This is a genomic window from Acinetobacter sp. YH12049 (assembly GCF_013419875.1).
Classification (GTDB): domain Bacteria; phylum Pseudomonadota; class Gammaproteobacteria; order Pseudomonadales; family Moraxellaceae; genus Acinetobacter; species Acinetobacter amyesii.
In genome coordinates this window covers 1-26,120 of record NZ_VOZH01000008.1, presented here as the reverse complement: position 1 = coordinate 26,120, position 26,120 = coordinate 1, and the positions used below count along the sequence as shown (strand labels likewise).

Here is a 26,120-nt window from a genome sequence, read left to right as displayed (position 1 = left end):
GGATGAGGGTAATTAATAAAACTCACCTCTCCCTAACCCTCTCCTAACAGGAGAGGGAATATAAGGATTTCACAATTCCCAAACAAAGCCCGTTGCGAGTCAACGGGCTTTGACTTTACAATCCACACAGGATTTCAACATTATCCCTTCGGGAAACAGAGGACACTTTATGCACTTGGTTCAACGTGTTGCTGCAATTGTATTAACTATGGGCCTGAGCGCAGGCATGGTCGGTTGTGGTTTTCATTTAAAAGGCACCAACCCTGCTGCTGTACCTGTAGCCTATTCCAATATGCGATTGGCACTTCCTGAAGATACGGATGACTTACATGAAAAGTTAGCGATTTATTTAGGTTCTGCAGGCGTGCAATTGAGCAATAATCAAAATGCCTATGTCTTACATGTGTTGGATTACACTCCGCGACGTTTAGAACTCAATGGTAAATTGGTTGAAACTTTACTGCGCTTGAATGTGACGTTCCAAATTGAAGATGCTCAAGGTAACCCTGTGACAGAACCCCGTACATTGATGGCAACACGTAGCTACCAATACGACGTAGCAACCGTGAACACTGATGACCAAGAAGAAAAATATTTAAAACAAGTGATTATTGATGACATTGCACAACAGATCGTGCGCCAAATTTCATCAAACCGCTTACCAAAAGCGAACCCACTAACTGCACCAACCAAAGCTGAGTAATTTTGATTTATGAAACTTGACTATCTTCAGGCATTAAAACGTGTAGATGAAGCGCAAGGTGCCTGGGTGCTGCATGGTCAAGAGCCATTACTTGAACAAAATCTCCTGGATGCATTTCGTAAGAGTTGGAGCGCTAGAGAAATCGAGCGTCAACGGTATGACATTAGCTCTGCTGCTGATTGGAAAAATGTCTTTAATGCTTTAAATAGCTTGTCATTATTTTCCAGTCAACTGGCAATTGAGGCACATGGCAGCATTAAACCCGATGCCAATGGACTAAAACTGTTAAAAAGCTATTTGCAGCAAAATGAAAGTAACTTGCTGCTCGTGGTCATGCCGAAGCAAGACAGTGCGAGTTTAAAGACCAGTTTTTTCCAAACCATTGATGCCAATGGAGTCAATGTTGCACTGACTGCAAACTACCCTAAAGATCGTCAGCAAATTTTGGCCGTTGAAGCACAAAAGCTCGGCATTAAACTCGCCAATGATGCTTGGCAATGGCTAGAACAGCATCATGAGCACAACTTACTGGCTGCAAAAAATAGTTTAATGCGTGTCGCAGATACTTTTCCTGAAGCAGAGATGATCCAGATAGATCATCTGTACTCTTGCTTACAAGATCAGTCACGCTACACCACCTATGATTTAAATGATGCCATGCTGCAAGGCAATTTGGCGCAATCAATTAAAATTTTTCAATACTTAATCGCTTCAGGCGAGCCGATGTCGCTGATTTTATGGAGTATCAGTAAGGAAATGCGTTTGCTGATGCAACTGTTTGAGCAGCCACAAAATGCCTTGCAAATTGGTATTTGGAAAACCAAAGTCGGGCTGTATCAACAAGCGTTACGCCGTTTAAATGCGAACGATTTTTTGACTTGGCCTGCCCTATTACTTCGTTTAGACGCGTCAATAAAAGGTTTAGGTCATGAAAATCCTGAGCACTTGGTACAACAAGCTATTGCCAGCTTGTGTGGGCGCAGACTCTTCTAGTCTAATAAAAGGCTGTAATAACTTGCATTCCAGTATAAAAGAATAATTCTCATTTACATTTGTTCAAAATATTCACAATTTATCCGTATTTAACTCTTATAATTCAAATAACTTTCTTAACTCTTTACTGCCAATCATGCCAAAAATAAAACCAGCAAAATTGATCGTAGCCATCATCGCTGCCCTCGCGATTGCTGTCACTGCATGGCATTTTTTCAAACCAAAAGACGTACAACCTCAATACATTAGCGCCGAAGTGAGTCGTGGCGATATTGAAAATTCTGTACTCGCAACTGGTGTACTCGAAGCAACCAAAATGGTGAGTGTTGGTGCACAGGTTTCTGGTCAGGTGAAAAAGATGTATGTGCAGCTCGGCGATGAAGTGAAACAAGGTCAGCTGATTGCCCGTATTGACTCGGTACGTCAGGAAAATGATTTAAAAACTGCAGAAGCTAGCATCAAAAACCAACAAGCGCAATTGGCAGTTAAACAAGCAAATCTTGCAAAAGTCCAAGCTGAATATAATCGTCAACAAGCAATGTACGCTCAAGACGCGACTAGTCGTGCAGAACTTGAATCTGCGCTAGCAAGTTATAAAACTGCGCAAGCTGATATTGCAGCCATTAATGCACAAATTGAACAATCACGTTTAACTTTAGCGACTGCAAAAGAAGACTTAGGCTATACACAAATTGTTGCACCTATGGATGGAACCATCGTGGCGATTGTGACTGAAGAAGGCCAAACCGTAAATGCCAACCAAAGTGCGCCAACCATTGTGAAATTGGCAAAACTCGACACCATGACCATTAAAGCTGAAATTTCTGAAGCAGATGTGATGAAAGTCCAAGAAGGTCAAAACGTTTATTTTACAACCTTGGGCGACAGCGAAACAAAACACTATGCTACCCTGCGCCAAGTTGAACCTGCACCAAACTCAATTAACACCGAAAGCAACAACAACACCTCTTCGTCTTCAAGTACTGCGGTTTACTACAATGCGTTATTTGATGTCCCAAATGAAGACGGTAAATTGCGTATCGATATGACTGCTCAGGTGTATATCATTTTAGATGAAGCCAAGAATGTCTTGACTGTACCTGCCGCAGCCGTTCAAACCTCGAACCGTCCACAACGTAGCCGTAATAATGCATCTGCAAATGGTGAATCTGCTGATAAAAAAGCCAGCGCAGAAGCTAGATCGAACAAAGACAATCCAAACCGTCCTAAACGTTTAGAACTGACTGAAGCTGAAAAAGTATTGGTCAAACAAGGTAAAGCCAGTGTTGCGATGGTTCGTGTACTACAAGCTGATGGTTCAGCTCAACCACAACAGGTATTACTCGGTTTAAATAACCGTGTGACCGCACAAGTGATCCGTGGCTTAAAACAAGGTGACAAAGTCGTGATTGCCGACGGTTCAGATACCTCTAATGATTCAGCGAAACGCAGCAACCGTGGTGGTGCTGGCGGCCCAATGAGAATGTAATGATGAGTCAAAATCAGACGCCTCTACTCGAGGTCAAGAATCTGACTCGTGAATTCCCTGCCGGTGAAAGCACAGTCCAGATTCTAAAAGGGGTTAATCTTGAGATTTACCCAGGTGAACTGGTAGCAATTGTAGGTCAGTCCGGTTCTGGTAAATCTACCCTCATGAACATTTTGGGGTGCCTTGATAAGCCAACCAATGGCAGTTACAAGGTCAAGGGGCGTGAAACCCGTGAACTTGAACCAGATGAACTGGCACAGTTACGCCGTGAATATTTTGGCTTTATTTTCCAGCGTTATCACTTACTCGGTGATTTGAATGCTGCAGGTAACGTTGAAGTTCCCGCAATCTATGCCGGCGCAGATGCAACCGAACGCAATGCACGTGCCAAACAACTGCTGACTGACTTAGGACTGGGTGAAAAAACCCAAAACCGTCCGAGTCAACTTTCCGGTGGTCAGCAACAACGTGTGTCGATTGCGCGTGCTCTGATGAATGGTGGCGATGTTATTCTTGCCGATGAACCCACTGGTGCATTAGATAAGAATAGTGGTATTGAAGTAATGCGGATTTTGCGCGAACTCAATGCCAAAGGTCATACCATTATTTTGGTCACGCACGACCATAATGTTGCAAAAAATGCGACTCGAATTATTGAAATTTCAGACGGTAACATCATTTCAGATCAGCCCAATGTACCTGAAACAGATGATGAACCTTTAGAAAAACAGCAACTCGTTCCAAACACACAGAAAAAAACCTCAAGCTGGCGCTCTGCCGTTGACCGTTTAGGTGAAGCCTTCCGTATGGCGATCCTTGCCATGAATGCTCACCGTATGCGAACATTTTTAACCATGCTCGGGATCATTATTGGTATCGCTTCTGTGGTTTCTGTTGTGGCTCTTGGGAATGGATGACAAAAGCAAATTTTAGAAAATATCAGCAGTTTAGGTACCAATACCATTACGGTGTATCAAGGTCGTGGATTTGGTGATAATTCCAGATCATCTCAAGCCAAAACGTTGATTCCTGCCGATGCAACGGCCCTTGCTGAACAGCCTTATGTTGATGGCGTTAGTCCTTCAGTCAATTCATCTGTTACAGCACGTTTTAAAGACACAGAAGCGTCGACCACAGTGAATGGCGTGAGTGAAGATTTCTTCTATGTCAAAGGAATGAACTTCGCTTCGGGTCAGTCTTTTGATAAAGAAAGCGTGACTGAGCAAGCGCAAGATGTGGTGATTGATAGTAATACTAAAAATACCTTCTTTGCAGATGGCACCAACCCTGTGGGTCAAGTCATTTTATTAGGCAGTGTGCCGAGCCGTATCATTGGCGTGATCGAAGAACAAAAAAGCATGATGGGTAACTCAGATAGCCTGAATGTGTATTTGCCGTATTCAACGGTTATGAGTCGTATGCTAGGGCAGTCTAATGTGCGCAGCATCATTGTCCGCGTGAAAGATGAATACCCAAGTGCCGCTGCTGAAAACGCCATATTGAACTTGTTGGTGCAACGTCATGGCGCGCAAGATGTCTTTACACAAAACTCCGATAGTATCCGTGAAACCATTCAACAAACCACTGCAACAATGACCTTATTGGTGTCTGCGATTGCGGTGATTTCATTGATCGTCGGTGGTATTGGGGTCATGAACATTATGTTGGTTTCGGTGACTGAGCGTACTCAAGAAATTGGTGTACGTATGGCCGTGGGTGCCCGTCAAAGTGATATTTTACAGCAGTTCCTGATAGAGGCGGTGTTGGTGTGCATCTTAGGCGGTGTGCTTGGGGTTTTATTATCTTTAGGTATTGGACAATTGATTAGTCATTTTGCCGGTGGAACATTCCAAATGGCCTATTCAACGACGTCTATTGTTGCTGCATTTGTCTGCTCAAGTATGATTGGTATTGTGTTTGGCTTTATTCCTGCACGTAATGCCGCACAGCTTAACCCTGTCGATGCGCTTTCTCGCGAATAAGGAAATAATGATGCAAATGACCTTAACTAAACTTGCAAGTGCCTTCATTCTCGGAAGTAGCCTAGTCGGCTGTGCCGCTGTGGTTAAGACGCCGTATGAAGCTCCTGCAACACAAATCCCGACGCAATTTCAAAATGCGAAAGCCATGAGTCAGCAAGTTCATGCCGATACGTATGCTGACCAATGGTGGACATTGTTTAATGATGCTCAATTAAACCAGTTGGTGAATCAAGTTTTAGCTGCCAATAGTGACCTCGCTGTTGCAGGTATTAATTTACAGCAAGCTCGACTACAAGCAGGTTTGGCTGAAAATAAACAAGGGCCACGCGTGAGCTCAAGTGTTTCAACTGGACATAACTTTGACCTTAACTCAGGTGATGATTCATCAAAAGGTGTGTCACTCAACGGTGGTGTTAGTTATGAAGTAGATTTATTTGGTCGTTTGGCTAGCCAGACAGAGGCCGCAAAATGGGAAGCTTTAGCAACTGAACAAGACCTGCAAGCCACTGCTCAAAGCTTGATTGCAACAACAGCTAATCTATATTGGCAGCTCGGCTATTTAAATGAGCGCTACAGTATTGCACAGCAAAACTTAGCCAGTACGCAAAAAACCTATGACTTGGTCAAGGTGCAATACAAAGCTGGCGCCGTATCAGGTTTAGATCTAACGCAAGCGGAACAATCTGTACAAAGTCAAAAAGCGACCTTAAGCCAAATTGACCAACAAAAAGTGGAAACACGTACTGCATTGGCTGTGTTATTGCATCAGCCTGTACAGCAACTGAATATTGCTGAGCCACAGCGTTTACCTCGAATTGCATTACCGACGATTGCAGCAGGTTTACCTGCCGAGTTGTTGTCTCGCCGTCCAGATTTACAAGCGAGCGAATTAAGATTACGTAAAGCTTTGGCAAATAAAGATGCAACGAAAGCCAGTTACTATCCTTCAATCAGTTTAACTGGCAGTTTAGGTTCGAGCAGTACGTCTTTGAGTAATTTATTACAAAACCCAGCTTTGGCTTTGGGTGCAAGTTTAAGTTTACCTTTCTTGCAATATAACGATATGAAGAAAGACCTTGCGATTAGTGATTTAGATTATGAAAAATCTATTATTCAATATCGTCAGACCTTGTATCAGGCTTTTGCCGATGTGGAAAATGCACTATCCAATCGTACTGAGTTAAGCCAACAAGTTGCATTACAAGAACGTAATTTACAGCTTGCAGAGAAGACTGAACATTTAACAGAAGTACGTTATCGAAATGGTGCCATTGCGTTGAAAAACTTACTCGATGCACAAGAAACCACACGTAATGCTCGACTGTCTTTGGTTCAAACCAAGCAAAGTCAATACAATGCTTATGTGATCTTGATGCAAGCTTTAGGTGGTAGTCCGATAAAGCAGTTGCCTTAAGTTATAGATAAAAAGCCCTAGAGGGGCTTTTCATTAAAAGTCTGTTATTTAATCTTTGAGTTACCACTTAACTACCATTTTCTATAATATCTTTATACTGATATAACGTTTTTAACTTTGTACCTGAAAATTCCATGCCAGTGAAATCAATGAATAGATGCTGTCCATCACTACTTTTTTGATATTCAGAGAAAGTCTATCCATAGAGTTTAACAACACTCTGAACAAAACCTGTGACCACTCACAAAAAAGTCAAAATAGATATTTGATCATTAAATAACATTGAAGCGCTGTATCAGAGTAAGTTTAATTTCTAGCTCGTTTATTATTTTCTTACGTATATCATTGAGTTTTAAAATTAAATCTAATAGCCAATATTATCGTGATTAATAAAAACTTAATTATATGATGATTGATTGTATAATAAATTTTAGGTGCAGACTTATTCATACCAATATTATATTACCAAATAAGTATTTAATGATAATTTAATAAAGCTATCCCGATAAATCAATTCCACTTTTATCTATACTAATTTCCAACTTAGTATACTCACCAATTATTCAATCATACGAAATTGATAATTCTTGAATAGATTTCTTTGCCTCATTAAGAAATCCATTTAAGAATTATTTTAGGGCGTGTCCTCATTTGAAAAATTGGTTTTAAATACTTAAAATCCTCCTTTAAGCTCTTTTGATTTCTATATTTTTTCAATGGCACGTACTCTTCTCACCGATGATATCTGGCAGCAAATTCAAGATACTATGCGATTACACGGTTGTTACTGTTCAAAGAATAGTAGAAATATCATGGAAGCGATCTTATGGAAACTGCGTACAGGCGCCACATGGCGTGATATTCCCCAAGAATTTTGTCCTTGGCAAACTGCTTACAATCGCTTTAATCGTTGGGCAAGCAAGGGATTGTGGGATAAATTTTTTTTAGATTACGAGGCATCTTGGATCAAGAATGGGTATTCATTGACGGAAGCTACATACGCGTGCATCAACATGCAAGTGGAGCTCGGCATGGTTTCGAAAGAGCAATTGGACAATCACGCGGTGGACGAACAACAAAAATACATCTTGCAACCGACGTGAATGGATTACCGATTGATTTTAAAATCACTGAGGGTGACGTCCACGACAGTCAAGTTGCAAAACAACTGATTGATACGGTAGACGAGGCAACTTATCTCATTGCTGATAAGGGGTATGATGCTGAGCACATTAGAATATATGCCAAGAACAAGAATATGATTCCCATTATTCCATTGAGATCAAACAGTAAGAGATCGAATAAGGAATTTGATAAATATCTATATAAATTAAGACATTTAGTTGAAAATGCTTTTGCGAGATTAAAACATTTCCGTGCTATTGCAACTCGATTTGATAAACTGGCACGCAATTATAAATCTATGATTCGTATAGCCTGTATATTTATTTGGTGCAAAGCCAAATGAGGACACACCCTAGTAATTACATATCATCAAAAAAAACTATGATCAAAATATCTCAACATAATACCTATAATAATTTAAGACACCCACAAATAATGTAAAGTTATTTAGAGTTAAATTCACCATTTTCAAGTCTTTTTAAATACTCTTGCGCTACCTCCTCACCATTTAAAGCAGCCTTATTTAACCATTTTTTTGCATTTAAATTATCTTTTTTTAACCCATTCGTACCTAACAAATAGGACAACCCTAAATTTAATTGAGCCAAACTATAATTTTGTAAAGCAGATTTTTCCTCCCAATATAAATATAAATTAGGATTTTTTTCTAGTCTTTCTCCAAATGCATATTCGCCCGCCAATTCATCTTGTGCTATTGGATCTCCTTCTTGAGCTGCTTCTGTTAGATACTGAATATATAATTTTGGATTTGAATCTTTATAGCTAATAGCTATTTCATAATTCTCATTATCACTTAAAACATTAATTTCAACATTATGCTTATCCTCTTGATTATTTTTAATATCATTCATAACATTCTTTGTATTAGAACAAGAACAGATTAATAGCACCATTAAAACTAAAACACTTTTTTTCATTTGATAACCTCAATAAATATTAAAATCCACTAAACCACTGAGAAGACGGTGGAATATAAATTGGATCTGGCTTTGGATATTTTTTCGCTTCCTCAGTTCTTCTTTTAATCTCCTCTCTACACGTATCATCACATGTGTAATTTCTACAACTCTCAAACCTTTGGCTAGTAACTCTTGCTTCCCCCCCTGTAGCACCAACTGACGCCACATAGCCTCTAGTAATCCATGTATACCATCCTACTGATCGAGCTTTTCCTATATGTGTATTACCAACTGAAACACCTTTTACAACGCTTAGCGCAACTCCTTTATCTACCCAATCCCCGTTAAAAACATCAGGTTCAATTCTACTAAGCCCATCTTCAAACGTTACAGAATTCATGCCAAAAGCGCCAACAGAAAGCCCTTTGGAATAACCTACTCCCCCAGCATAAATTTGTACTTTTGCTCTTCGCCCATTCTTGCACTCACTCGTTAGGGTAAAATCCCCCCCATTAGCAAATGCTAAACTTACTTGGTATGCACTGCCCGTCCACTGTATCAACCCTAATGGATCCACCCACAGATTCGGATCACTTACATAACTACTATTATTTACCCCCCCAAATAAGCCAATTGGATCCTTACTCAAATACCTTGCACTATGTGGCTCATAATATCTGTAACGGTTATAATGTAAACCTGTTTCACGATCAAAGTATTGTCCCTGAAATCGGATATTGGTTTGTTCAAGTGAGTTTTCACTCGCCTTGATCCCTAAAGAAGTGCCCCATGTATCCTGTTTGATTTCCCAAACGCATTCACCTAACTCATTACTTAGTGTTTGTGGTGTACCCACTTGATCACAATGATAAAACGTAACCCGTTCTAACTCAGCCTTATTCTTCCGTGTTTCAGTTTTCCATACAGGGTCTTTATAAACTGAGTAAGGTTCTGTTTGGAACTTTAAGTAATCTGGCGTTTCGATTAATTTAATAAATCCTGCATAGCCTGTTTGTAATAATGGTACAAGGCTATTCGGCTCATAAACATAATGTTTGGTATATTGTGTTTGTTCATTACTGGATTGTTGTGACTCCCAAATCATTAAGTCACCATCCCAGCCAAATAAGGTCAGGGTTTGCGCATTTTGGTTTTTCTTAAATACGCGTCGTCCAAATACATCATAACCATATTCAGTCACCTGACCCTGATGATCACTGCAAATCAATCTATTCAGGTTATCTCATGTCAGTTTTAATGTTTTGCCTGCAGGGCTGCTTTCAATGCAGACAAGTCATTTTAGATCGAGATGCACATGCGATCATTCCACCTAGAAAAAATGCGAAACCATGGAAAGATACAAAGAGTAGCTCGCTAGAGGGAATGAATTATTTCGAACAATTAAACGTTTAGGCCGGACACTATGGAAAAAATGGTCAGGCTATCATCGGCGAAGTTTGGTTGAAACTAAGATGCATTGCATTAAATTATTAGGAGATAAACTCTGTGCAAGGAGTTTTGATAGCCAAGTGAATGAGATCCATGCACGTGGAGCAGTGCTCAACAGATTTACGGAATTAGGTCGACCACTTACCCAAGTTACGCCTTAAATTTGGCTCAATTAGGGGGGGCTTTGTATTTCAAATCTTTGTGCAACAAAGCCTTTTAAAAGTAACTGTAGGTCAAATTTATGTCTTTTGTGCAGTTAATCGGTTCCTTTATGCTTTTAAAACCGTCACACCTATGCTTTTAAAACCGTCACACCAAGCGTTTATGTTATTAGTATTATTTTTTAGTGAACCAAGTAAAAAACATAAAAAATAGCCCTCCTATTATTCCTATACCAATGCAAGTAATGAAATATAATATTATCAAATGTGTTTCCATAATTTTATCATTAATAACATCAATCAACATCCCCAAGAGGAAAGCTGATATACCTAAAACTATTCCCTTTATGAAACCTGCTAGATAAGGATAATTTTCAGATTCATAATTGGATATAAAAAATGATAAAATTACTTCAACTAGAATTGTTAACATTTTATTTATCCTGCTTCTTATCATCAGAGGTGCTACTATTAATTGCTCTAGATGATGTTTGTTGTAATGCAAATTGATTTGCCCAAATTACTAATCCACCAGTATTTTTTCCAGCAATGGCTGTAGGCACACCCGTTGTACCAACAAATGGAACTTTAGCTGTTTGTGCCATCGCCCCCCCCCAAGCTCCAAAAGCAGCTCCCGTACCAACGGCAACTAAAGATCTAGATCCATCCCATTGTAAACATTTACATTTATACATATCTTTTGCTTGTAAACTACTATCCACCAGTACACTACCACCAGTTGTTTTTACCACAGCCTGTCCCACTGGCGTTGCCGATATATTTTTCGCATTTTGTAAAGCCGTTTTCGATAAACTCGGTATACTTTTTATTCCTTCTCGACCTACTTTTAAAACCACTGGTGCTGCCTCTTTTCCACCTACAATAGCATAAGGGGCATAACCCGCTACGGCTACAGCTCCTAGGTTATTATTTCTCATAGCACCTTGAGCCTTTAAATCCTGAGCGAGTTGCGGATCTTTAGCCAAAGGTGACATAGTATTTGGAAGTAATTTTGCTAATACTCCACCGTTACTGCTACCTCTACTATTATTGATTACAGGAAAATCATTTCTTTGACTTTCTGTAGGACTTACAGCAGGCGTATTTGCTCTTAAAACCCTCCCTTTTTCCGCATCACTTTGTATTAATTCTAGTTGGGTTTTATTATTTGGATTATTTCTAGATTGTTGCACCATATTCTTAATTTGATTGTTGCTTTCCTCGCTGGCAGAATCAGTTAACCAAAATAATCCATTATCTTTCCCACCCATCAACCCCATCGGATCTACCCACTGATTCGGATCACTGACATAAGCTGAATTATTTAAGCCCCCCATCAACCCAATCGGGTCTTTACTCACATAACGTCCACTGTACGGCTCGTAATAACGATAACGGTTATAGTGCAAGCCTGTCTCAACATCATAGTATTGCCCCTGAAAACGGATATTACTTTGTTCTAACAAATTGTCACTGGCTCTGATTTGCTGCGTATTGCCCCACGTATCCTGCACAATCTCCCAGACACATTCACCACGTTCATTACTTAAGGTTTGCGGTGTTCCCACTTGGTCACAGTGATAAAAAGCAACGCGTTCTAGCTCTGCTTTGTTCTTTCTCGTTTCTGTTTTCCATACAGGGTCTTTATAAATTGAGTAAGGTTCACGTTGGAATTTTGAATAGTCTGGGGTCTCAATCAGTTTGATAAAGCCTGTATAGCCTGTTTGGAGTAATGGTACAAAACTCTTTGCTTCATAGACATAATGCTTAGTATAGTTTTCATCAGCATTATTAGATTGCTGTGACTCCCAAATCATCAGGTCACCGTCCCAGCCGAATAAGGTCAGGGTTTGCGCATTTTGATTTTTCTTGTATAAACGTCGTCCAAATACATCATAACCATATTCTGTCACCTGACCCTGATGATCACAACGAACCAATCTGTTCAGGTTATCCCACGTCAGTTTTAATGTTTTGCCTGCATGGTTAGTTTCAATCACATTACCTTGCGCATCGTATTTATAATTTTTGCCTTTATATTGCGATATCAAATTGCTTTTCACTTGAGATGCATGCGTGGCAATTGGGTCAATCAAATTCCCTGCTGGGTCAAAAGCAAAGCTTTCAGTTTGATGTAAGCTTTGACTCTGTGTTAAACGGCCAATTGCATCATACTGATAAGTCAGTTTGCCTAATCGGCTGTCATTTACTTGGGTGAGCAAATAATTTTGATCATATTGATAATGCCGTTCTGCTCGATGCTGTACACGACCTGCAGTTTCTTGTTCTGGTCGAATAATTTGTGAACTCAGCAGACCGACATCATTATAATTTTTGCTTTGAATTAAGCCATTGGCCAACATACGAGCTGTTTCACGGTGTAAGTCATCACGTTGGAACGCGACCATATCTTGTTGATTAAATGCAATACCATAGATATGCCCTGAACCATAGCTTAGATTGGTCTGAACTTGCCCATCAGGACGAATCGTTTTGCTTAAATTACCCAATTCATCATACTCATAACGCAGTACCGCAGTCATTGGGTTCAAGTTGGGTACTCTGTAATGCTGATGCTCACGTACCAACTGCCCGAGCGGATTTCGATAAAAGTTGATTTGGCTTTCTTTATTTGTCGCTTGACTGAGTTGATTATTTAGATTGTATTCGAATTCTTCGGTTTGACTGTGTCGTGTTTGCACATGCGTATAGATTTTTGAAGCGATTGAGCCATCTGCATGATAACCCAATTGGGTCAGGATATTCGGTTGACGTATTTGAAACAGCTGACCATTGTCATTGTAGCTATAATGCTTTTCTTCACCATCAAAGGCTTGCTCATGTACCAATTGCCCAAAACGATTATAGCCAAATAAATATTCTGCATGGTTTTGGTTGATCAGCTTTTGAATACGACCTTGCTTGTCCCATTGGTAACCAATTTGGTGTCTATTAGCATCAACTCTTTGTTCGAGTAAACCGACAGTATTGTAGCGATATTGTGTGACTAAGCCTTTGGTATCGGTATGCTTCAGTAATCTTCCTTCTTGGTCATGTTCAAATTGTTCTTTGAGTCCATCAGGATAAACAATAGTTTTGAGCTGTCCTTTATCTTTGCCTTGGGTGCTGTAGACATATTTAACTTGTTGCGCATCAGCCGATTGTTGTGCGGTAAGTGTTCCTTCCTCATCGTACTCCCATGCGCTTTCTTTGCCTGAGCAATCGCTATAAGACACCATTTGTCCAAGGTCGTTATATTGGATTTTTTTAGAACCGCCTTTGGCATCAATAATTTCAACAATTTGATTATCATTATTATATTTATACTGTGTTGCATGACCTAAAGGATTAATTTCCTTGGTGACATTACCATCAGCATCATACTCTTTTTTCCAGATATTGCCTTCGGGGTCTTTGGTTTCAGATAAATTCCCTGCTTCATCATAGGCAAAATGGATGATGCCGCCATTGGGTTGAACAATTTTAATTAGCTGGCCTTGATCATTATAAACCTGTTCAGTTTCCAGCCCTGCAAAATCAATTTGGCGGGTGATGCGTTTTTGACTGTCACGCGAGAGCCACTTTTCTCGTCCATCGGCTAAGCGTGTGCGATAGGTAAAACCATCTAAATCAAAGTAGTAATAGGTCGGCACATCATAAGCATCATATACAGCAACTTGGCGCAGTCGTGGATGCCACTCCAAACGGGTCTTAAAGCTGCCGTCATCTGCCCATTCTGCTATGGCTTTGGCATTCGCTTCTTTGGATTCATAACGAATATTTTGCCCACGCCCTGTACGGTCGGTATAACGGGTCAGCTGATGCGCATCATTATATTCATAGCTGCGCACGTGACCATTTTGATCTACAGCCTTAATTAAATTGCCTTGCGTATCATATTCATAACGTGACACTGGCTCTGCCTGTTCATCCACAAAAGCAGCGATAACTTTTACTTGATCATTAAAGGCAAACTTGAGCTGGTGTTTAGCTTTCTTCAATTGAAAATCAATACTTTGCAGATAAGCCTGCTGTTCAAATAGTAAATAACTTAAAGCAACTTTTTCATCTGTTTCTTCATTGAATTGCTGAATCAACTGATAGTGTTTTCCGCCATTGAAACTATGAAAATGGAAACTCCACGCTGAACCAAAGTTTAGTAGCAAATCTTCATTTTCTAAAGGTTCTACCGTAAAGCCTTCATAAGGCACCGTGTATGCTTCATACAGGATTGACTCAGGCAACTGATGCTTGCGCCCATTACTGTCTATAAATAAGTAGCCATTTTTATTTTGGCTAATGACATTCGAAAAAGGCATCATCCAACGAGCGCCTATCATGCTGCCATCAAACTCATGCATTTGCGAATTATATTGACGGCTAAAGCTAAAACCCACTTTAGGTAAATTAAAATCGGTGTGATTGACCCGTTCAGCACCTATAGCATAACTAATACTGTTATCAGTTGCTGAATCACTAGGTGTAGCATCCTCATTTGGAATCGAACAAGTCGAATCATTCAATGCGTCAGCCTGTAAAGCTAAAAACTCTAAAGTATCTCCTGTTGTATGTTGCTCATGCTCGCCAGTTTGATTAATCGGCACACTGGCATTGGCTTTGTTACCTTGAGTTTTAATGGCTTTTAAGGTTTCTTGAATTAGCCATGCCAAACTGTATTTTAGACTTGCGTTAGCTTGACGTTGAATTTCATTTGGAAATGAACTCAATGCCTGAGTTGCTTGAGTTTGTAGCAGCGTGCCTGTTTGTTCTTTCCTTATTTTAGGTAGCATATTGGCAAGTGCGCTGGTTTTACTTAAATCAATCAGCGGTTTTGCCCAATTACTAAATTGTTCTGCCGGATCTCGTTTTTCAGCACTTGCACCAAAACTAATGGTTGGTGAAATTAACCCGCTTTGGATTGGCGCAGCAAAAGTATTTAATATCGACGTGCCTAAAGTTGTTGCGCCACTTAATAATGCGGGAAGTTTGGCCTGTGTTTCAGTCAGAAATTTCTCTAATTCCCCTGCAATCTGCGCATTCAGATGCAAAGACATACGGCGAAGATCGGCCTCTTGAGTTTTGCCATTTTCAGGATAAAGCTTTTCAGCCATTAGCCCCAACAAAGGACGCAATACCATACGCACATGCGCTTCAGCCTTCGGCTCTAAATACAACCCAATGAGGTTCATACTCAGCAAAGCAGATTTTTGCACAGCAGCATCACCCTGTTCTTGATCGGTTGCAAAAAGCAATAAATCTAAAACCGCACCAGATAATGCAAAGATATTCGCTACAGTCGGAACATTTGCATTAGCTTTTAGCTGCTCAAGGCTGGTATTTCCACACGCTTTTAAATAATCCTGAATTTGATGGGCTATAAATTTATGATCTTCAGTATGCGTCACACTTTCTAAATTAAAAATTGCCAGTTCTACGGCTGGCTTATTTATTGTCTGTTGTTCTTTTTGAACATTTTGATCAGTTGTCATGTAAAAACCTATTACTCAAATTCTAAATATTTAAAACTGTGTTTGACGCTAGCTTTAGCAAATGCTAACCATTGTTCTTTTTCGGTCGTGTAGTTTCGCTATAAGTGAGATAAGGGCTTGAATATTGCTTCCTATCTACCCAATCATCGTCACTGGCAAGGACAGGTATCACTGGTGCAGGTGCAACTTCTGCTACTTTTATTTCAGTAACTTTAGGCACTGCCACGGGTGCAGCTGCTACATTCATGGGTGTTACCGCACCTTCTCGAATCGTTTCTGTGTAGGTCAATGCACGTGTAGAATAAGAAATTTTACGACCCACAATATCCTTATCAATAGTTGCTTGAGAGTTCTGAACTGCGGCAGCAGTTGACCCAGAAACGATGCCGTTACTCATTCCACTTCCACCTAATACGCTGGATAAGCCTTGTGCCCCCTGACCCAAACTTGCCATTTGTGAAGCAGAAAGTCCCAAGTTGAGTTTCGATGAAATTGCAGATAGTGCAGAGTTGGTGACTTGGTCTTTAAATTGATTTAATGCCTGTCCACCTAGATCTTTTAATGCATTTTTTCCGATATTTTTTAAAGAATCGGCATTTAAATTAAAGAGATTATCTTTTAACTGTGATGTTAAATTTTGCCCCAACGAACCCAATGTATTTTGTAAAAAGTCCGAAGCGCCTGGTACCACTTTTTCCGCCCAATCATAGTTGCGATTAAAGTGACTAGACTGATCCCACGCACTGCGTGGATCTTTATCAAACTCCACTTTCGCGGGTCCCGGTGCAATGCCTGTAACTTGTGCAAAGCCATTGCCATCGAGTTTCCCTGAAACTTGTTTACCTAAAGCATCAATCACTTTAAAACCGGTGCCACTAAAGAAATCTTGCCCCCCATAACTTTTAAGAAGTTCTAAGGCACCTTTCAAAGGGTTTGAAGCAGGAAGTTGTGTAGACTTGCTTGCACTCGATGCAGGTTTAAATAGATGCTGCCCTGCATTTACTTCAAATTTACCGCCTGTCTTAGCAAGAATTCCCGAGCCATTTAAAGTAATTTGGGAAGAAGCTCCTGTGATCACAATCTCTTTAGGACTGCTAATCTCTATTTTGTCTTCAGTAGAAGAAATCGTAATTCCTTTTTTTGCCAAAATATCCAAAGCATCAGACTGTGCCTGAATTTCGACTTTACTTTGCGCTGCTATTGCTTTAATACCACCTTGAGCTGCAAATAAGCTAACCTTACCTAAAGCTTGTCCCACAATATTTTTTTGCGTACTCAGGTTAATGCTATCACCGGCAATTTGGTTGATCATGCCTGTTGCAGATAAATGAATATCCTCTGGTGTACTAAGTGCAATACCATCCACTGAGTTAAGTAAAAGAATGGCTTTTTTAAATTTAGCGATATCTTTTTCTATTTCACTGGCAAAAGCTTTGAGCTGTTCAACAGATTCAATTTCATCTGTTTTTTGTTGCTTTGCAATATCACTTAAAGACTTACTATTACTATGACTCGTCTCCAGCTGTGTTCTTGCAATCTCTGCATCTAAATGTTCACCATTGGCCTTTTCCTGTTTATAAGTCGACACCAATAAACCTTGTCCAGCTCGTACTGTCCCCCATTGATCGGTCCGCAGCTCAAAACCTTCACCCCGATCTTCACTTTCTGCTTTATCTTTTGGATGACTGAGCTTACCGAGGTTCAGTTGGCTCGCACCATGACTACTTTGCAGCTGGGTACTAATTTGTCCTGTGGTGTCATCAAAACGGAGTTGCCCGAAGCCTTCACCCGCCACTTCTTTGGAACGAATTCCCGCGAGTTTTTTGGTATCTGGTAATTGTCCTTTATTGTCAAATTCAGTGGGACTACGCTGCGCTTCATGAATACGACCCACGACAAAAGGTCGGTCAATGTTGCCATCAAAGAAATCAACGACGACTATTTCACCAATTCGAGGTAAGAAGCGTGCGCCATAACCTTCGCCGGCCCAAGGCGTCAGTACATCAACCCAAGCCGAGTCTGTGTCATTATTATTCGCACCTGCACCGCCATCATGACCATGATCATCGGAACGGGTAAATAGGAAACGGACTTTTATCCGTCCCCATTCATCAACATGGATTTCTTCACCAGCAGGACCCACAACTTTAGCACGCTGTGGATGTGTTACTGGTCGATGTGTGAGCGGATTAAATTCAGGGACGGTCGTTATATTTCGACGTTGCAAAGCCAAGGTATTGGCTTGGCGTTCATCCGCATCGCTTTGTTTGACTTGCCACTGACTTTGATGGATCAGTTGTGTAACTTGATCGGTTAAGTCTTTGGGTAAATTATTTTGGTTATAAAAAGACTTAGATAAAATCAAAAACTCTTGATCTGCACCACTATGCTGGTCAATCTCTGGATGCTCATCCAATTTGAACCAATAACCAACTTGTGTATCACGCACGGTACTTTTAGCAATAAATTGTTTGGCTTGAGCCGCATAATAATCACTAAAATTTTGATTGAGACGTTCAACTTGAGCACTATTAGAAGCTGTTGCAGCATCTTCACCATTCAGATCTTGCATCCATGCAGGGCTCACATGCCATGCCTGCTCTAAGCTTAAGCTCGCATTATCTTGATTTTGACTATGTAGGTGCTTGCTTTGTACTGCACCACCACCCTCGTCCTGTTCAAGCACATCCGCCTGCCACCGCTGCACATGCACCGACGTCGGTTGCAGACTGCGCTGACCGATAAAACTGGTCATGCTGTCTTGCTTTTCTGTAGCGCTGCTGCGATGAAAACGAATATTACGTCGCTCCAAAGCTTGATATTGACTATTATCATCAATCAAGCGTAGCTTTTGAGCTGCTATGGGTGTCGCAGACGATGTTACAAAAGATTGAGCCTCATCAACCAACCAATGAATGCCTTCACTGCGTAGTAAGCGGGTAATAAAATCATAGTCGGTTTCATTACTTTGCATCATGAATGGTCGAATGTCATACTCTTTTTTTAAGCCACTTAAGTCCAAACTTAAGCTCGCTGCAAAAAGTGGGCTCTTTTTTTGCCATTCTTTAAAAATAATTTCGACTACATCTTTGACCGATTTATTCATAAACACGCGGCTATTACGACGCTTATGCCATAGTGCCGTTGCATCTTCTAAGGTCAACTTATATAGCGTTAATGCACCATCACTTTGGCCTTGAAATGCTTCAGTAATGATCCCGGTAATACGAAAAAGTTGCCCCGCATCGGTCACCTGATCGATTGCGACTTGCGTGCCAATAAATTGTTTCAGTTCGAGCGTGGCAGAAGTTGAGAGACAGATGAGCTGAACATTCAAACCTTCACTTAAGGCATGTTCCCCATCAATACGTTGCAAGAATACTTGTTCATTCAGCGTGGTATTGGAAAATTGAATGTGCAAAGCACGTTTTTGTGGACTAATGCCCAATTTTTCAATTGCAGAATATATATTGTTCAGCATCGTTATTATCTAAAATCAGATTTTTATAAAATATGCGGGGTATTTAATCAAAAAAACTCATATTTTTCTAGGCATAAACTGCCTGCTTTGTTGGGTTTTATGTAAGTAAAAATTCAAATTTCCACATTAATTCTTTATGTTATTTTTACTCTATTTATTTCTGCATTAAAAAAATATAGAGACCATCAAACTAAACTTCAGGTCTCTTCATATTACCTTACTGCTTTGCATCACGATTAATTGGCATTTAAAAATGCGTGAATATTCTCCAATTGTTCTTGTGCTTCGACATAGCCTTGCAAGGCCGCTTTTTCCAAATATTGCTGTGCAATTTTAAGATCACGCTCTACGCCCATGCCATGAATATATAAATAGCCCAATCGCGTTAACGCCACAGCATTCATCCCCTGAGCCGCTTGTGCATAATAGCTATGCGCTTGGGTTAAATCTTGCTGTACACCTAAACCATGTTCTGACATTTCACCAAGCTGGTACAAGGCAGTCACATTTCCTAATCCCGCCGCTTGCGAGAAATACTGCAACGCTTGTTGGAAATCTTGTGTTCCCCATTGTCCTTTTAAATTAACTAGACCTAGTTGCGTGAGTGCATCAGGATGACCTAATTTTGCCGCTTTCAACAATGCCCGCTGTGTTTGAGCATCATCAAATTGTAGATCAGGTAAGATATTGTCCACGGCTAAACGGTAGAGATACCAAGCAGCATCCTGCGAACCTTGTTCTGCGGCTTTTTCCAGATAACTCAAACAGTAATCACGATGTGCTAATGGATACTCTGGCAATGCATAAAAACGTCCAATCACATAGTTTTGATCGGCGACACAAGTAATGGACATATCATTTAAGTGTCTTGCCGCTTCAACTAAAAGTTGCTGCGCTTGCTTGATATTTCGCTCAACACCGACGCCGTGTAGATAGCATAGGGCCAAACCAACTTGGTTAATGAATAATGGTTTGAATTGATACGCTGTTTGATATAACTCAAATGCTTTTTGCGGATCATCACTAACCAAATACTTTTCAAAATACAGTGCGGCAATAAGACTAATCGCTTCAGCATCTTTAAGTTGAGCAGCTTCGGTCAGAAAGCGAAAACCTAAAGTTTCCTGCTTCTCCAAATACCAACCATGAAAATGTGCAATGCCTAGTAATCGGCTGGCTGCTGCAACTTTGTGCTCTTTGGCCTGCTGCAAAAGATCATGATAAACCCGCTGACGCTGATCGACGTCGATTTTACCCATCAATACTGCTTGATAATATTCATACAACTGCTGCTGGTGCCCGAGTAGCAATCCTCGCTTTAAATATTGCAATGACTTTTCATCATTTTGCGCAAGATACTTTCCTTGCGCATAGAATTGCTGCAATTGCTGAATAGCCGCCATATGGTCTTGTTGAGCAGCTTTCAGTAAATATTCCAATCCCAGAGCAATATTTGGCGTGGCTTGGTTTAAATAGAACTGTGCCAATTGATACTGTGAATTGGCATGTCCATCGTCCGCATTTTTTTTCAACAAATCTAAATGTTGCTGCTCGGCATGTGTTTGATCTTCTGGGTTTAGTTCGGCGAGTCGATATTGCGCATCCAAATGACCGCGTGAAATCGCATGTCGATACCAATATTGCGCTTTTTCAATATTGGGCACACCGCCATAGATACCTTCTTCAACTTGCCCCAACACATATGCAGCATCATCACTGCCTAAACTATTGGCTTTTTCCAATAAAGCCAGCGCATTTTCCACACTGACTTCTCGGCCTAAGCCTTGTAAATGCATCTGCCCCATAGCGACATAGGCCTGCGGAATTTCATGCTGTTTGGCCAAATTTTGATACAACTCATAGGCACGCGCATAGTCGGTTGGAGCATCAAGCATTAAATGTTCTGCGAATTTCAGCTGCGCATCTAATTGGTCTATCCACAAGTCATGCCCAACTGCTTTAGCCTGATCGCGTTTCACTGGATCTGGTCTTTTCCACATCCAAAACGCAAGTGCTCCCATCCCCAAAATTAGTATCAGTAAAAACCACATACTAGCCCCAAAAAAATCAATATTTTAATTATTCCAACATTGTGTCTGATTTTAATTCTATATACAAAAAAAGCACCGAATTCGGTGCTTTATTTTTTTCAAAATGAGATAGCTGTCATGCTTTTGCTCGTTTTGCATCAAGTTTTTTGAGCACCTCTGACACAGCCACCATCGCAAAGCTGGACGTCACGACTACTGCTGAACCATATCCACCACAACGTAAGCCCGCACTTGGACAAACATCAGCACTGGAAAATGGATTATCAATCGAATAAACACAGGTAATCCCAAACTTTTCTTTCGGTTTTTTACAAATGCCTTTGCCGCGTAATTGTGTCCGCAATTTAGCTAACATCGGGTCTTGCTCTGTTCTTGATAAATCTGCGACTCGGATTTTCAGTGGATCAAGTTTGCCCCCAGCCCCACCTGAAACGATCAACGGAATTTTATTAAAACGGCAATGTAGCATTAAGGCAAATTTGGCCTTCACATCATCAATACAATCTAAAATCAGGTCAGGAGCACCTGCCAAAATTTCTTTGACATTTTCGGGTGTGAGATAATCATCAATCAAATTTATTTTGATTCGGGGATTGATCGCACGGCAGCGCTCTGCCATCACTTCAATTTTTTCATGTCCCAGTGTCGTGCTCATGGCTGGCAATTGTCGATTAATATTCGATGCAGCAACTACATCCATATCGACCAATGTTAGCTCACCAATACCTGTACGCGCTAAAGCTTCGACCGCCCATGAGCCTACACCACCGATCCCAATCACCATGACATGACTTTTTTCATAATGATGAAAACTTTCATCACTATATATTTTGGCTACGCCAGCAAAACGGCGGTCATATTCATCATCTTGGAGCAGTTCAGTCATAGGTTTGGAGGCAGTGTTAAATCAGCCGCCATTTTAGCAAATTCACTGCTTTTTTTCTTTGATAAAACGCAATTCAGGGTACATCAGCAATAGAGCTGAATCCGCATCAGGTCTAAATCCATCAAAATAAACATTTACAGCGAACGGAGATCTGCTTTAAAAATATAACCATAGATCAAAAGCTCAAGTGTGTATTGCCATGGAGATCCATCCTCTGCCAAATAATTTAAAAATTACCGATGACAAAAATGAAATGGATTTAGACACCGTGCATCGCTTTTTAAGCCATACCTATTGGTCAAAAGATATTCCAAAGCATGTGGTGAAAAAAGCGATTGAAAACTCTTTGGCCGTGGCCTTACTTCTCGATGAAGAACTCATCGGTTTTGGTCGTGCCATTACGGATTATGCGACTTTTGCTTATTTAGCCGATATTTATGTAGCCGACGAGCATCGAGGCAAAGGCTATTCAAAATTGATTGTGAGTACTTTATTTGAAAAATGTGGCTCCGCAGATCTAAGACGCATGTTGCTTGCAACGGCGGATGCACATGGTTTATATCGTCAATTTGGCTTTACTGATTTGGCTCAGCCTGCAAATTTTCTCGAGATTCATCAAGCCAACATCTATCAACGATAGAGAAAATATCTCGGATAAAAAAAGAGGCTTTCGCCTCTTTTTCGATCTTACAACCTTAGTCTTTATTCATAATAAAGAAATATTCACGGTAGTATTTGAGCTCTGCAATGGAGTCACGGATATCATCCATCGCTAAATGTGAAGCATTCTTTTTCAAGCCACCCATGATTTCCGGACGCCAGCGCTTCGCCAATTCTTTCACTGATGATACATCGAGATTACGGTAGTGGAAGTATTGTTCCATTTCAGGCATTAAACGATGCAAGAAACGACGATCTTGGCAAATTGAATTACCGCACATCGGTGATGATTTTGGATTCACCCATTTTTTCAAAAATTCTAAAGTTTGCTGTTCAGCATCTTGTGCTGTCAATTTACTACGACGTACACGTTCGATCAGACCTGATTGACCATGTTGGCGAGTGTTCCATTCATCCATCGCATTGAGCACACGGTCAGACTGATGTACCGCAAGCACAGGCCCTTCCGCCAGAATATTTAAATTATCATCCGTTACAATTGTTGCAACTTCAATAATCTGGTCGTTATCTGTATCTAGACCTGTCATTTCAAGGTCAATCCAAATCAGGCGTGTATCAGGTGTGCTGCTCATAAATGTGCAATCTTATTAGGCTGTAAAAATGAACATAGTAGCAAATTTATTGGGCTTGCGCTGTAAATAGACCCTGCTTTCATGCTATTTTTGCCATCTAGTTTTCATGGTTTTTTAGGATATGAATGGCTTTAATTCGTAAGCGCCGACTGACTGAACAGCAGCAACGTCGCATTCAGAAGCAACATAAATCTCGTCAGGAAGAAATCGATACTCCTGCAGATTTGGAAGGCTTGGTCGTCCAACATTATGGTCGTCAACTTGAAGTTCAAGCGCTGTCTACACCCGACCAACATCCTGAAAAACCAATTGTGCAAGCAGGTGAACCTGAACCACATTGGAAACCCATCGAATTAGGCAGTGTTTGGCGCTGCCATACCCGTACCAATCTCGAATTATTGGTGACGGGTGACCGTGTCAAGTGGCAAGCTGACCCGATCACAGGTTTAGGGATTATTACCGCGATTCATCCACGCCAATCTTTACTGACACGCCCTGACCGTTATCACAAAGTGAAACCTGTTGCAGCCAATGTCAGCCTGATTGTGATTGTATTTGCACCGCTTCCTGAGCCAGCACCAGGCCTGATTGACCGCTATTTAGTGGCCTGTGCAGATGCTGATATTCCAGCTTTATTGGTCTTAAATAAATCAGATTTGCTTAAAGACAATGATCCGATCTTAACGCTATTACAAGAATATCGTGACTTGGGCTATGAGGTCATGCAAACCCAATCTGATGGTGACTTAAGCGCACTTTCTGCTCGCCTTTCTGGTGAAACTGTCGCATTTGTAGGCCAGTCTGGGGTTGGTAAAAGTACTTTAATAAATGCCATTGTTCCGGATGCTGCGCAAAAAACCAATATTATTTCGGAAAACTCCGCGCTCGGTCAGCACACCACCACCTCTACGCGCTTAATTGCGTTTGGTGAAGGTTCTGCATTGATTGATTCACCTGGAATCCGTGAATTTGGTTTATGGCACCTAGAATTGGAAAAAGTTCAGCAAGGTTTCCCTGAGATCGAGTCACATTTGGGTTATTGTCAGTTCCGTAACTGTACGCATAAACATGAAAAGCAATGTGCGCTTAGAATGGCGGCTCAAAATGGCGAAATTTTGCCGCGCCGATTAGACAGTTATTTACGTCTGATCGACGAAATCACGGAAGCGCAGCAAAAAAATTAATTTTTATTCTGTTCATGCCCTTGAAGGGGTGATTTTGATCACCATATTTATGGGCTATACTCTTGGCAATTTAAAATTGTAGTTAGGTGAATTGTGGAACGTTGGTTCGAATTTATGGGGAATCACCCCTTCTTATTTGGAACGCTGGCTGTATTGGTCGTGCTGTTCTTTATTCTTGAAGGCCAGCGTAATGGTCGCAAAATTTCACCTCAATCTTTAGGGATTTTAGTTAAAGCTAAAAATGCTCAATTGATTGACTTACGTGATGCGAAAGACTTCCGCGAAGGTCATATTAGCGGTAGCCGTAATATTCCATATAGCCAAATTACAAAACACATTGAAGAGTTAAAAACTTCTGATCGCCCGTTGGTTTTTGTATGTAACCTTGGTCAAGTGGCAGGTTCTGCATTGCAACAAGTCGGTCATGCAGATGCATACCGTTTAGACGGCGGCATTAGCAACTGGAAAGCTCAAGGCTTACCTTTAGTTAAAAGCAAATAAGCGCTTCTTAGGAGATTAACATGGCTGAAGTTACGATTTATTCAACAACTGTATGTCCTTACTGCATTCGTGCAAAACAGCTCCTAGAGCGTAAAGGCGTGGCTTATAAAGAAATTAATTTATCAAATGAAGCGCCTGAAGTACGTGTTGAATTGATGCAACGCACCAACCACCGTACCGTTCCTCAAATTTTTATTAATGATCAGTTTATTGGCGGTTTTGACCAACTTTATGCTTTAGAGCGTGAAGGCAAACTCGACGGCATGCTATCTTAATTTTAAACATAAATCGTCACCTCATATTAAGGAATAAACAATGAGTGAAGAACAACAAGCTCAACCACAATTGGCATTAGAGCGTATTTATACTAAAGATATTTCTTTCGAAGTACCTGGGGCTCAAGTATTTACTAAAGAATGGCAGCCTGAACTAAATATCAACCTTTCTTCTTCTGCAGAAAAAGTTGATCCAACACACTTCGAAGTTTCACTCAAAGTTGTCGTTCAAGCAAACAATGCGGGTGACACTGCATTTATCGTTGACGTTACTCAAGCAGGTATCTTCCTGATCGATAGCGTTGAAGAAGAACGTCTTCCGTACATTCTTGGTGCTTACTGCCCAAATATCTTGTTCCCATTCCTACGTGAAGCAGTGAACGATATGGTTACTAAAGGCAGCTTCCCACAATTATTGCTTACACCAATTAACTTCGATGCTGAATTCGAAGCGAATTTGCAACGTGCGCAAACGGCTGCTGAAGGCCAAGCTTAATCGCTTATCTTCAAATCTAAAAAAGACCGCTTGTGCGGTCTTTTTTATGCTTTATTTATTCCCTCTCCTTCTAGGAGATGAGAAACACTGTTTCGCAAGGGGAGAGGTTTTTATTCCCTCACCCTAGCCCTCTCCCAAAGAGCATAGGTATCTACACATTTTTTATAAATTGAATGCGATCTGAGCAATCGCATTCAGCTCATCAGACGAATACTCTGACAACAACTGAAGAGTGTTCAATAGTATTGAAAGCCCTGCCAGTATGGCA

17 protein-coding genes and 3 pseudogenes are annotated in these 26,120 nt (G+C 40.7%); 12 read left to right on the top strand and 8 right to left on the bottom strand.

The window, feature by feature from the left end; genetic code table 11:
• Positions 1-169: 169 nt before the first annotated feature.
• From lptE to FTU05_RS04805, 6 genes and pseudogenes are all read left to right on the top strand, one after another.
• Positions 170-703, top strand: coding sequence for an LPS assembly lipoprotein LptE (lptE, locus tag FTU05_RS04830; RefSeq protein ID WP_078192675.1), 534 nt, complete (start codon positions 170-172; stop codon positions 701-703).
• A gap of 9 nt (positions 704-712) precedes the next feature.
• Positions 713-1,696 (top strand): DNA polymerase III subunit delta, encoded by a 984-nt coding sequence (gene holA / locus FTU05_RS04825; protein WP_180084675.1) that lies wholly within the window; start codon positions 713-715, stop codon positions 1,694-1,696.
• 136 nt (positions 1,697-1,832) lie between these two features.
• On the top strand, positions 1,833-3,185 hold the full coding sequence (locus FTU05_RS04820; RefSeq protein WP_180164394.1) for a MacA family efflux pump subunit: 1,353 nt from the start codon (positions 1,833-1,835) through the stop codon (positions 3,183-3,185).
• A 2-nt stretch (positions 3,186-3,187) separates the two neighbouring features.
• A pseudogene (locus FTU05_RS04815) lies at positions 3,188-5,167 on the top strand (MacB family efflux pump subunit).
• Positions 5,168-5,177: 10 nt separating this feature from the next.
• Positions 5,178-6,581: an efflux transporter outer membrane subunit gene (locus tag FTU05_RS04810; protein WP_180164442.1), complete on the top strand. Its 1,404-nt coding sequence runs from the start codon at positions 5,178-5,180 to the stop codon at positions 6,579-6,581.
• Positions 6,582-7,297: 716 nt separating this feature from the next.
• A protein-coding gene (locus FTU05_RS04805) for an IS5 family transposase (protein WP_373683053.1) occupies positions 7,298-8,049 on the top strand; the annotation gives its coding sequence in 2 pieces (ribosomal slippage) (positions 7,298-7,532 and positions 7,532-8,049; 753 coding nt in all).
• A gap of 100 nt (positions 8,050-8,149) precedes the next feature.
• Here FTU05_RS04805 and FTU05_RS04800 read toward each other — a convergent pair.
• The gene (locus FTU05_RS04800; protein ID WP_180004529.1) at positions 8,150-8,644 is read right to left on the bottom strand and encodes a tetratricopeptide repeat protein; all 495 of its coding nucleotides are present in this window, start codon (positions 8,642-8,644) and stop codon (positions 8,150-8,152) included.
• Between the two features lie 538 nt (positions 8,645-9,182).
• A pseudogene (locus tag FTU05_RS17860) lies at positions 9,183-9,896 on the bottom strand (RHS repeat-associated core domain-containing protein); the annotation flags it as partial.
• Positions 9,897-9,907: 11 nt separating this feature from the next.
• On the opposite strand from FTU05_RS17860, the pseudogene FTU05_RS04790 reads away from it, so the two are divergent.
• A pseudogene (locus FTU05_RS04790) lies at positions 9,908-10,236 on the top strand (transposase); the annotation flags it as partial.
• Positions 10,237-10,411: 175 nt separating this feature from the next.
• Here FTU05_RS04790 and FTU05_RS04785 read toward each other — a convergent pair.
• The 5 genes from FTU05_RS04785 to FTU05_RS04765 form a co-directional block, all read right to left on the bottom strand.
• The gene (locus FTU05_RS04785) at positions 10,412-10,669 is read right to left on the bottom strand and encodes a hypothetical protein (protein ID WP_078192682.1); all 258 of its coding nucleotides are present in this window, start codon (positions 10,667-10,669) and stop codon (positions 10,412-10,414) included.
• Between the two features lies 1 nt (position 10,670).
• The gene (locus FTU05_RS04780; RefSeq protein ID WP_180164392.1) at positions 10,671-15,725 is read right to left on the bottom strand and encodes an RHS repeat-associated core domain-containing protein; all 5,055 of its coding nucleotides are present in this window, start codon (positions 15,723-15,725) and stop codon (positions 10,671-10,673) included.
• Between the two features lie 64 nt (positions 15,726-15,789).
• Entirely contained in the window at positions 15,790-19,206 is a 3,417-nt protein-coding gene (locus FTU05_RS04775; protein WP_180164390.1) for a type VI secretion system Vgr family protein, read from the bottom strand.
• A gap of 236 nt (positions 19,207-19,442) precedes the next feature.
• Positions 19,443-21,257 carry a tetratricopeptide repeat protein gene (locus FTU05_RS04770; RefSeq protein WP_180164388.1) on the bottom strand — a complete coding sequence of 605 codons (1,815 nt, stop codon included), beginning with the start codon at positions 21,255-21,257 and terminating at the stop codon, positions 19,443-19,445.
• A gap of 115 nt (positions 21,258-21,372) precedes the next feature.
• On the bottom strand, positions 21,373-22,143 hold the full coding sequence (locus FTU05_RS04765) for a ThiF family adenylyltransferase (protein WP_180004537.1): 771 nt from the start codon (positions 22,141-22,143) through the stop codon (positions 21,373-21,375).
• Between the two features lie 199 nt (positions 22,144-22,342).
• Between FTU05_RS04765 and FTU05_RS04760 the strand changes: the two genes are divergently transcribed.
• Positions 22,343-22,783: a GNAT family N-acetyltransferase gene (locus tag FTU05_RS04760; RefSeq protein ID WP_180164386.1), complete on the top strand. Its 441-nt coding sequence runs from the start codon at positions 22,343-22,345 to the stop codon at positions 22,781-22,783.
• A 55-nt stretch (positions 22,784-22,838) separates the two neighbouring features.
• On the opposite strand, the gene orn is transcribed toward FTU05_RS04760, so the two are convergent.
• On the bottom strand, positions 22,839-23,396 hold the full coding sequence (gene orn, locus FTU05_RS04755; RefSeq protein WP_067763591.1) for an oligoribonuclease: 558 nt from the start codon (positions 23,394-23,396) through the stop codon (positions 22,839-22,841).
• Positions 23,397-23,521: 125 nt separating this feature from the next.
• Here orn and rsgA point away from each other — a divergent pair, with 125 nt between their 5' ends.
• From rsgA to secB, 4 genes are all read left to right on the top strand, one after another.
• Positions 23,522-24,580 carry a ribosome small subunit-dependent GTPase A gene (rsgA, locus tag FTU05_RS04750; RefSeq protein WP_180164384.1) on the top strand — a complete coding sequence of 353 codons (1,059 nt, stop codon included), beginning with the start codon at positions 23,522-23,524 and terminating at the stop codon, positions 24,578-24,580.
• Positions 24,581-24,673: 93 nt separating this feature from the next.
• On the top strand, positions 24,674-25,081 hold the full coding sequence (locus FTU05_RS04745) for a rhodanese-like domain-containing protein (RefSeq protein WP_078189639.1): 408 nt from the start codon (positions 24,674-24,676) through the stop codon (positions 25,079-25,081).
• A gap of 20 nt (positions 25,082-25,101) precedes the next feature.
• A complete protein-coding gene (grxC, locus tag FTU05_RS04740; protein WP_078189640.1) occupies positions 25,102-25,356 on the top strand; it encodes a glutaredoxin 3 in 255 nt (84 codons plus the stop codon).
• 40 nt (positions 25,357-25,396) lie between these two features.
• Entirely contained in the window at positions 25,397-25,852 is a 456-nt protein-coding gene (secB, locus tag FTU05_RS04735) for a protein-export chaperone SecB (protein ID WP_078189641.1), read from the top strand.
• Positions 25,853-26,120: the final 268 nt, after the last annotated feature.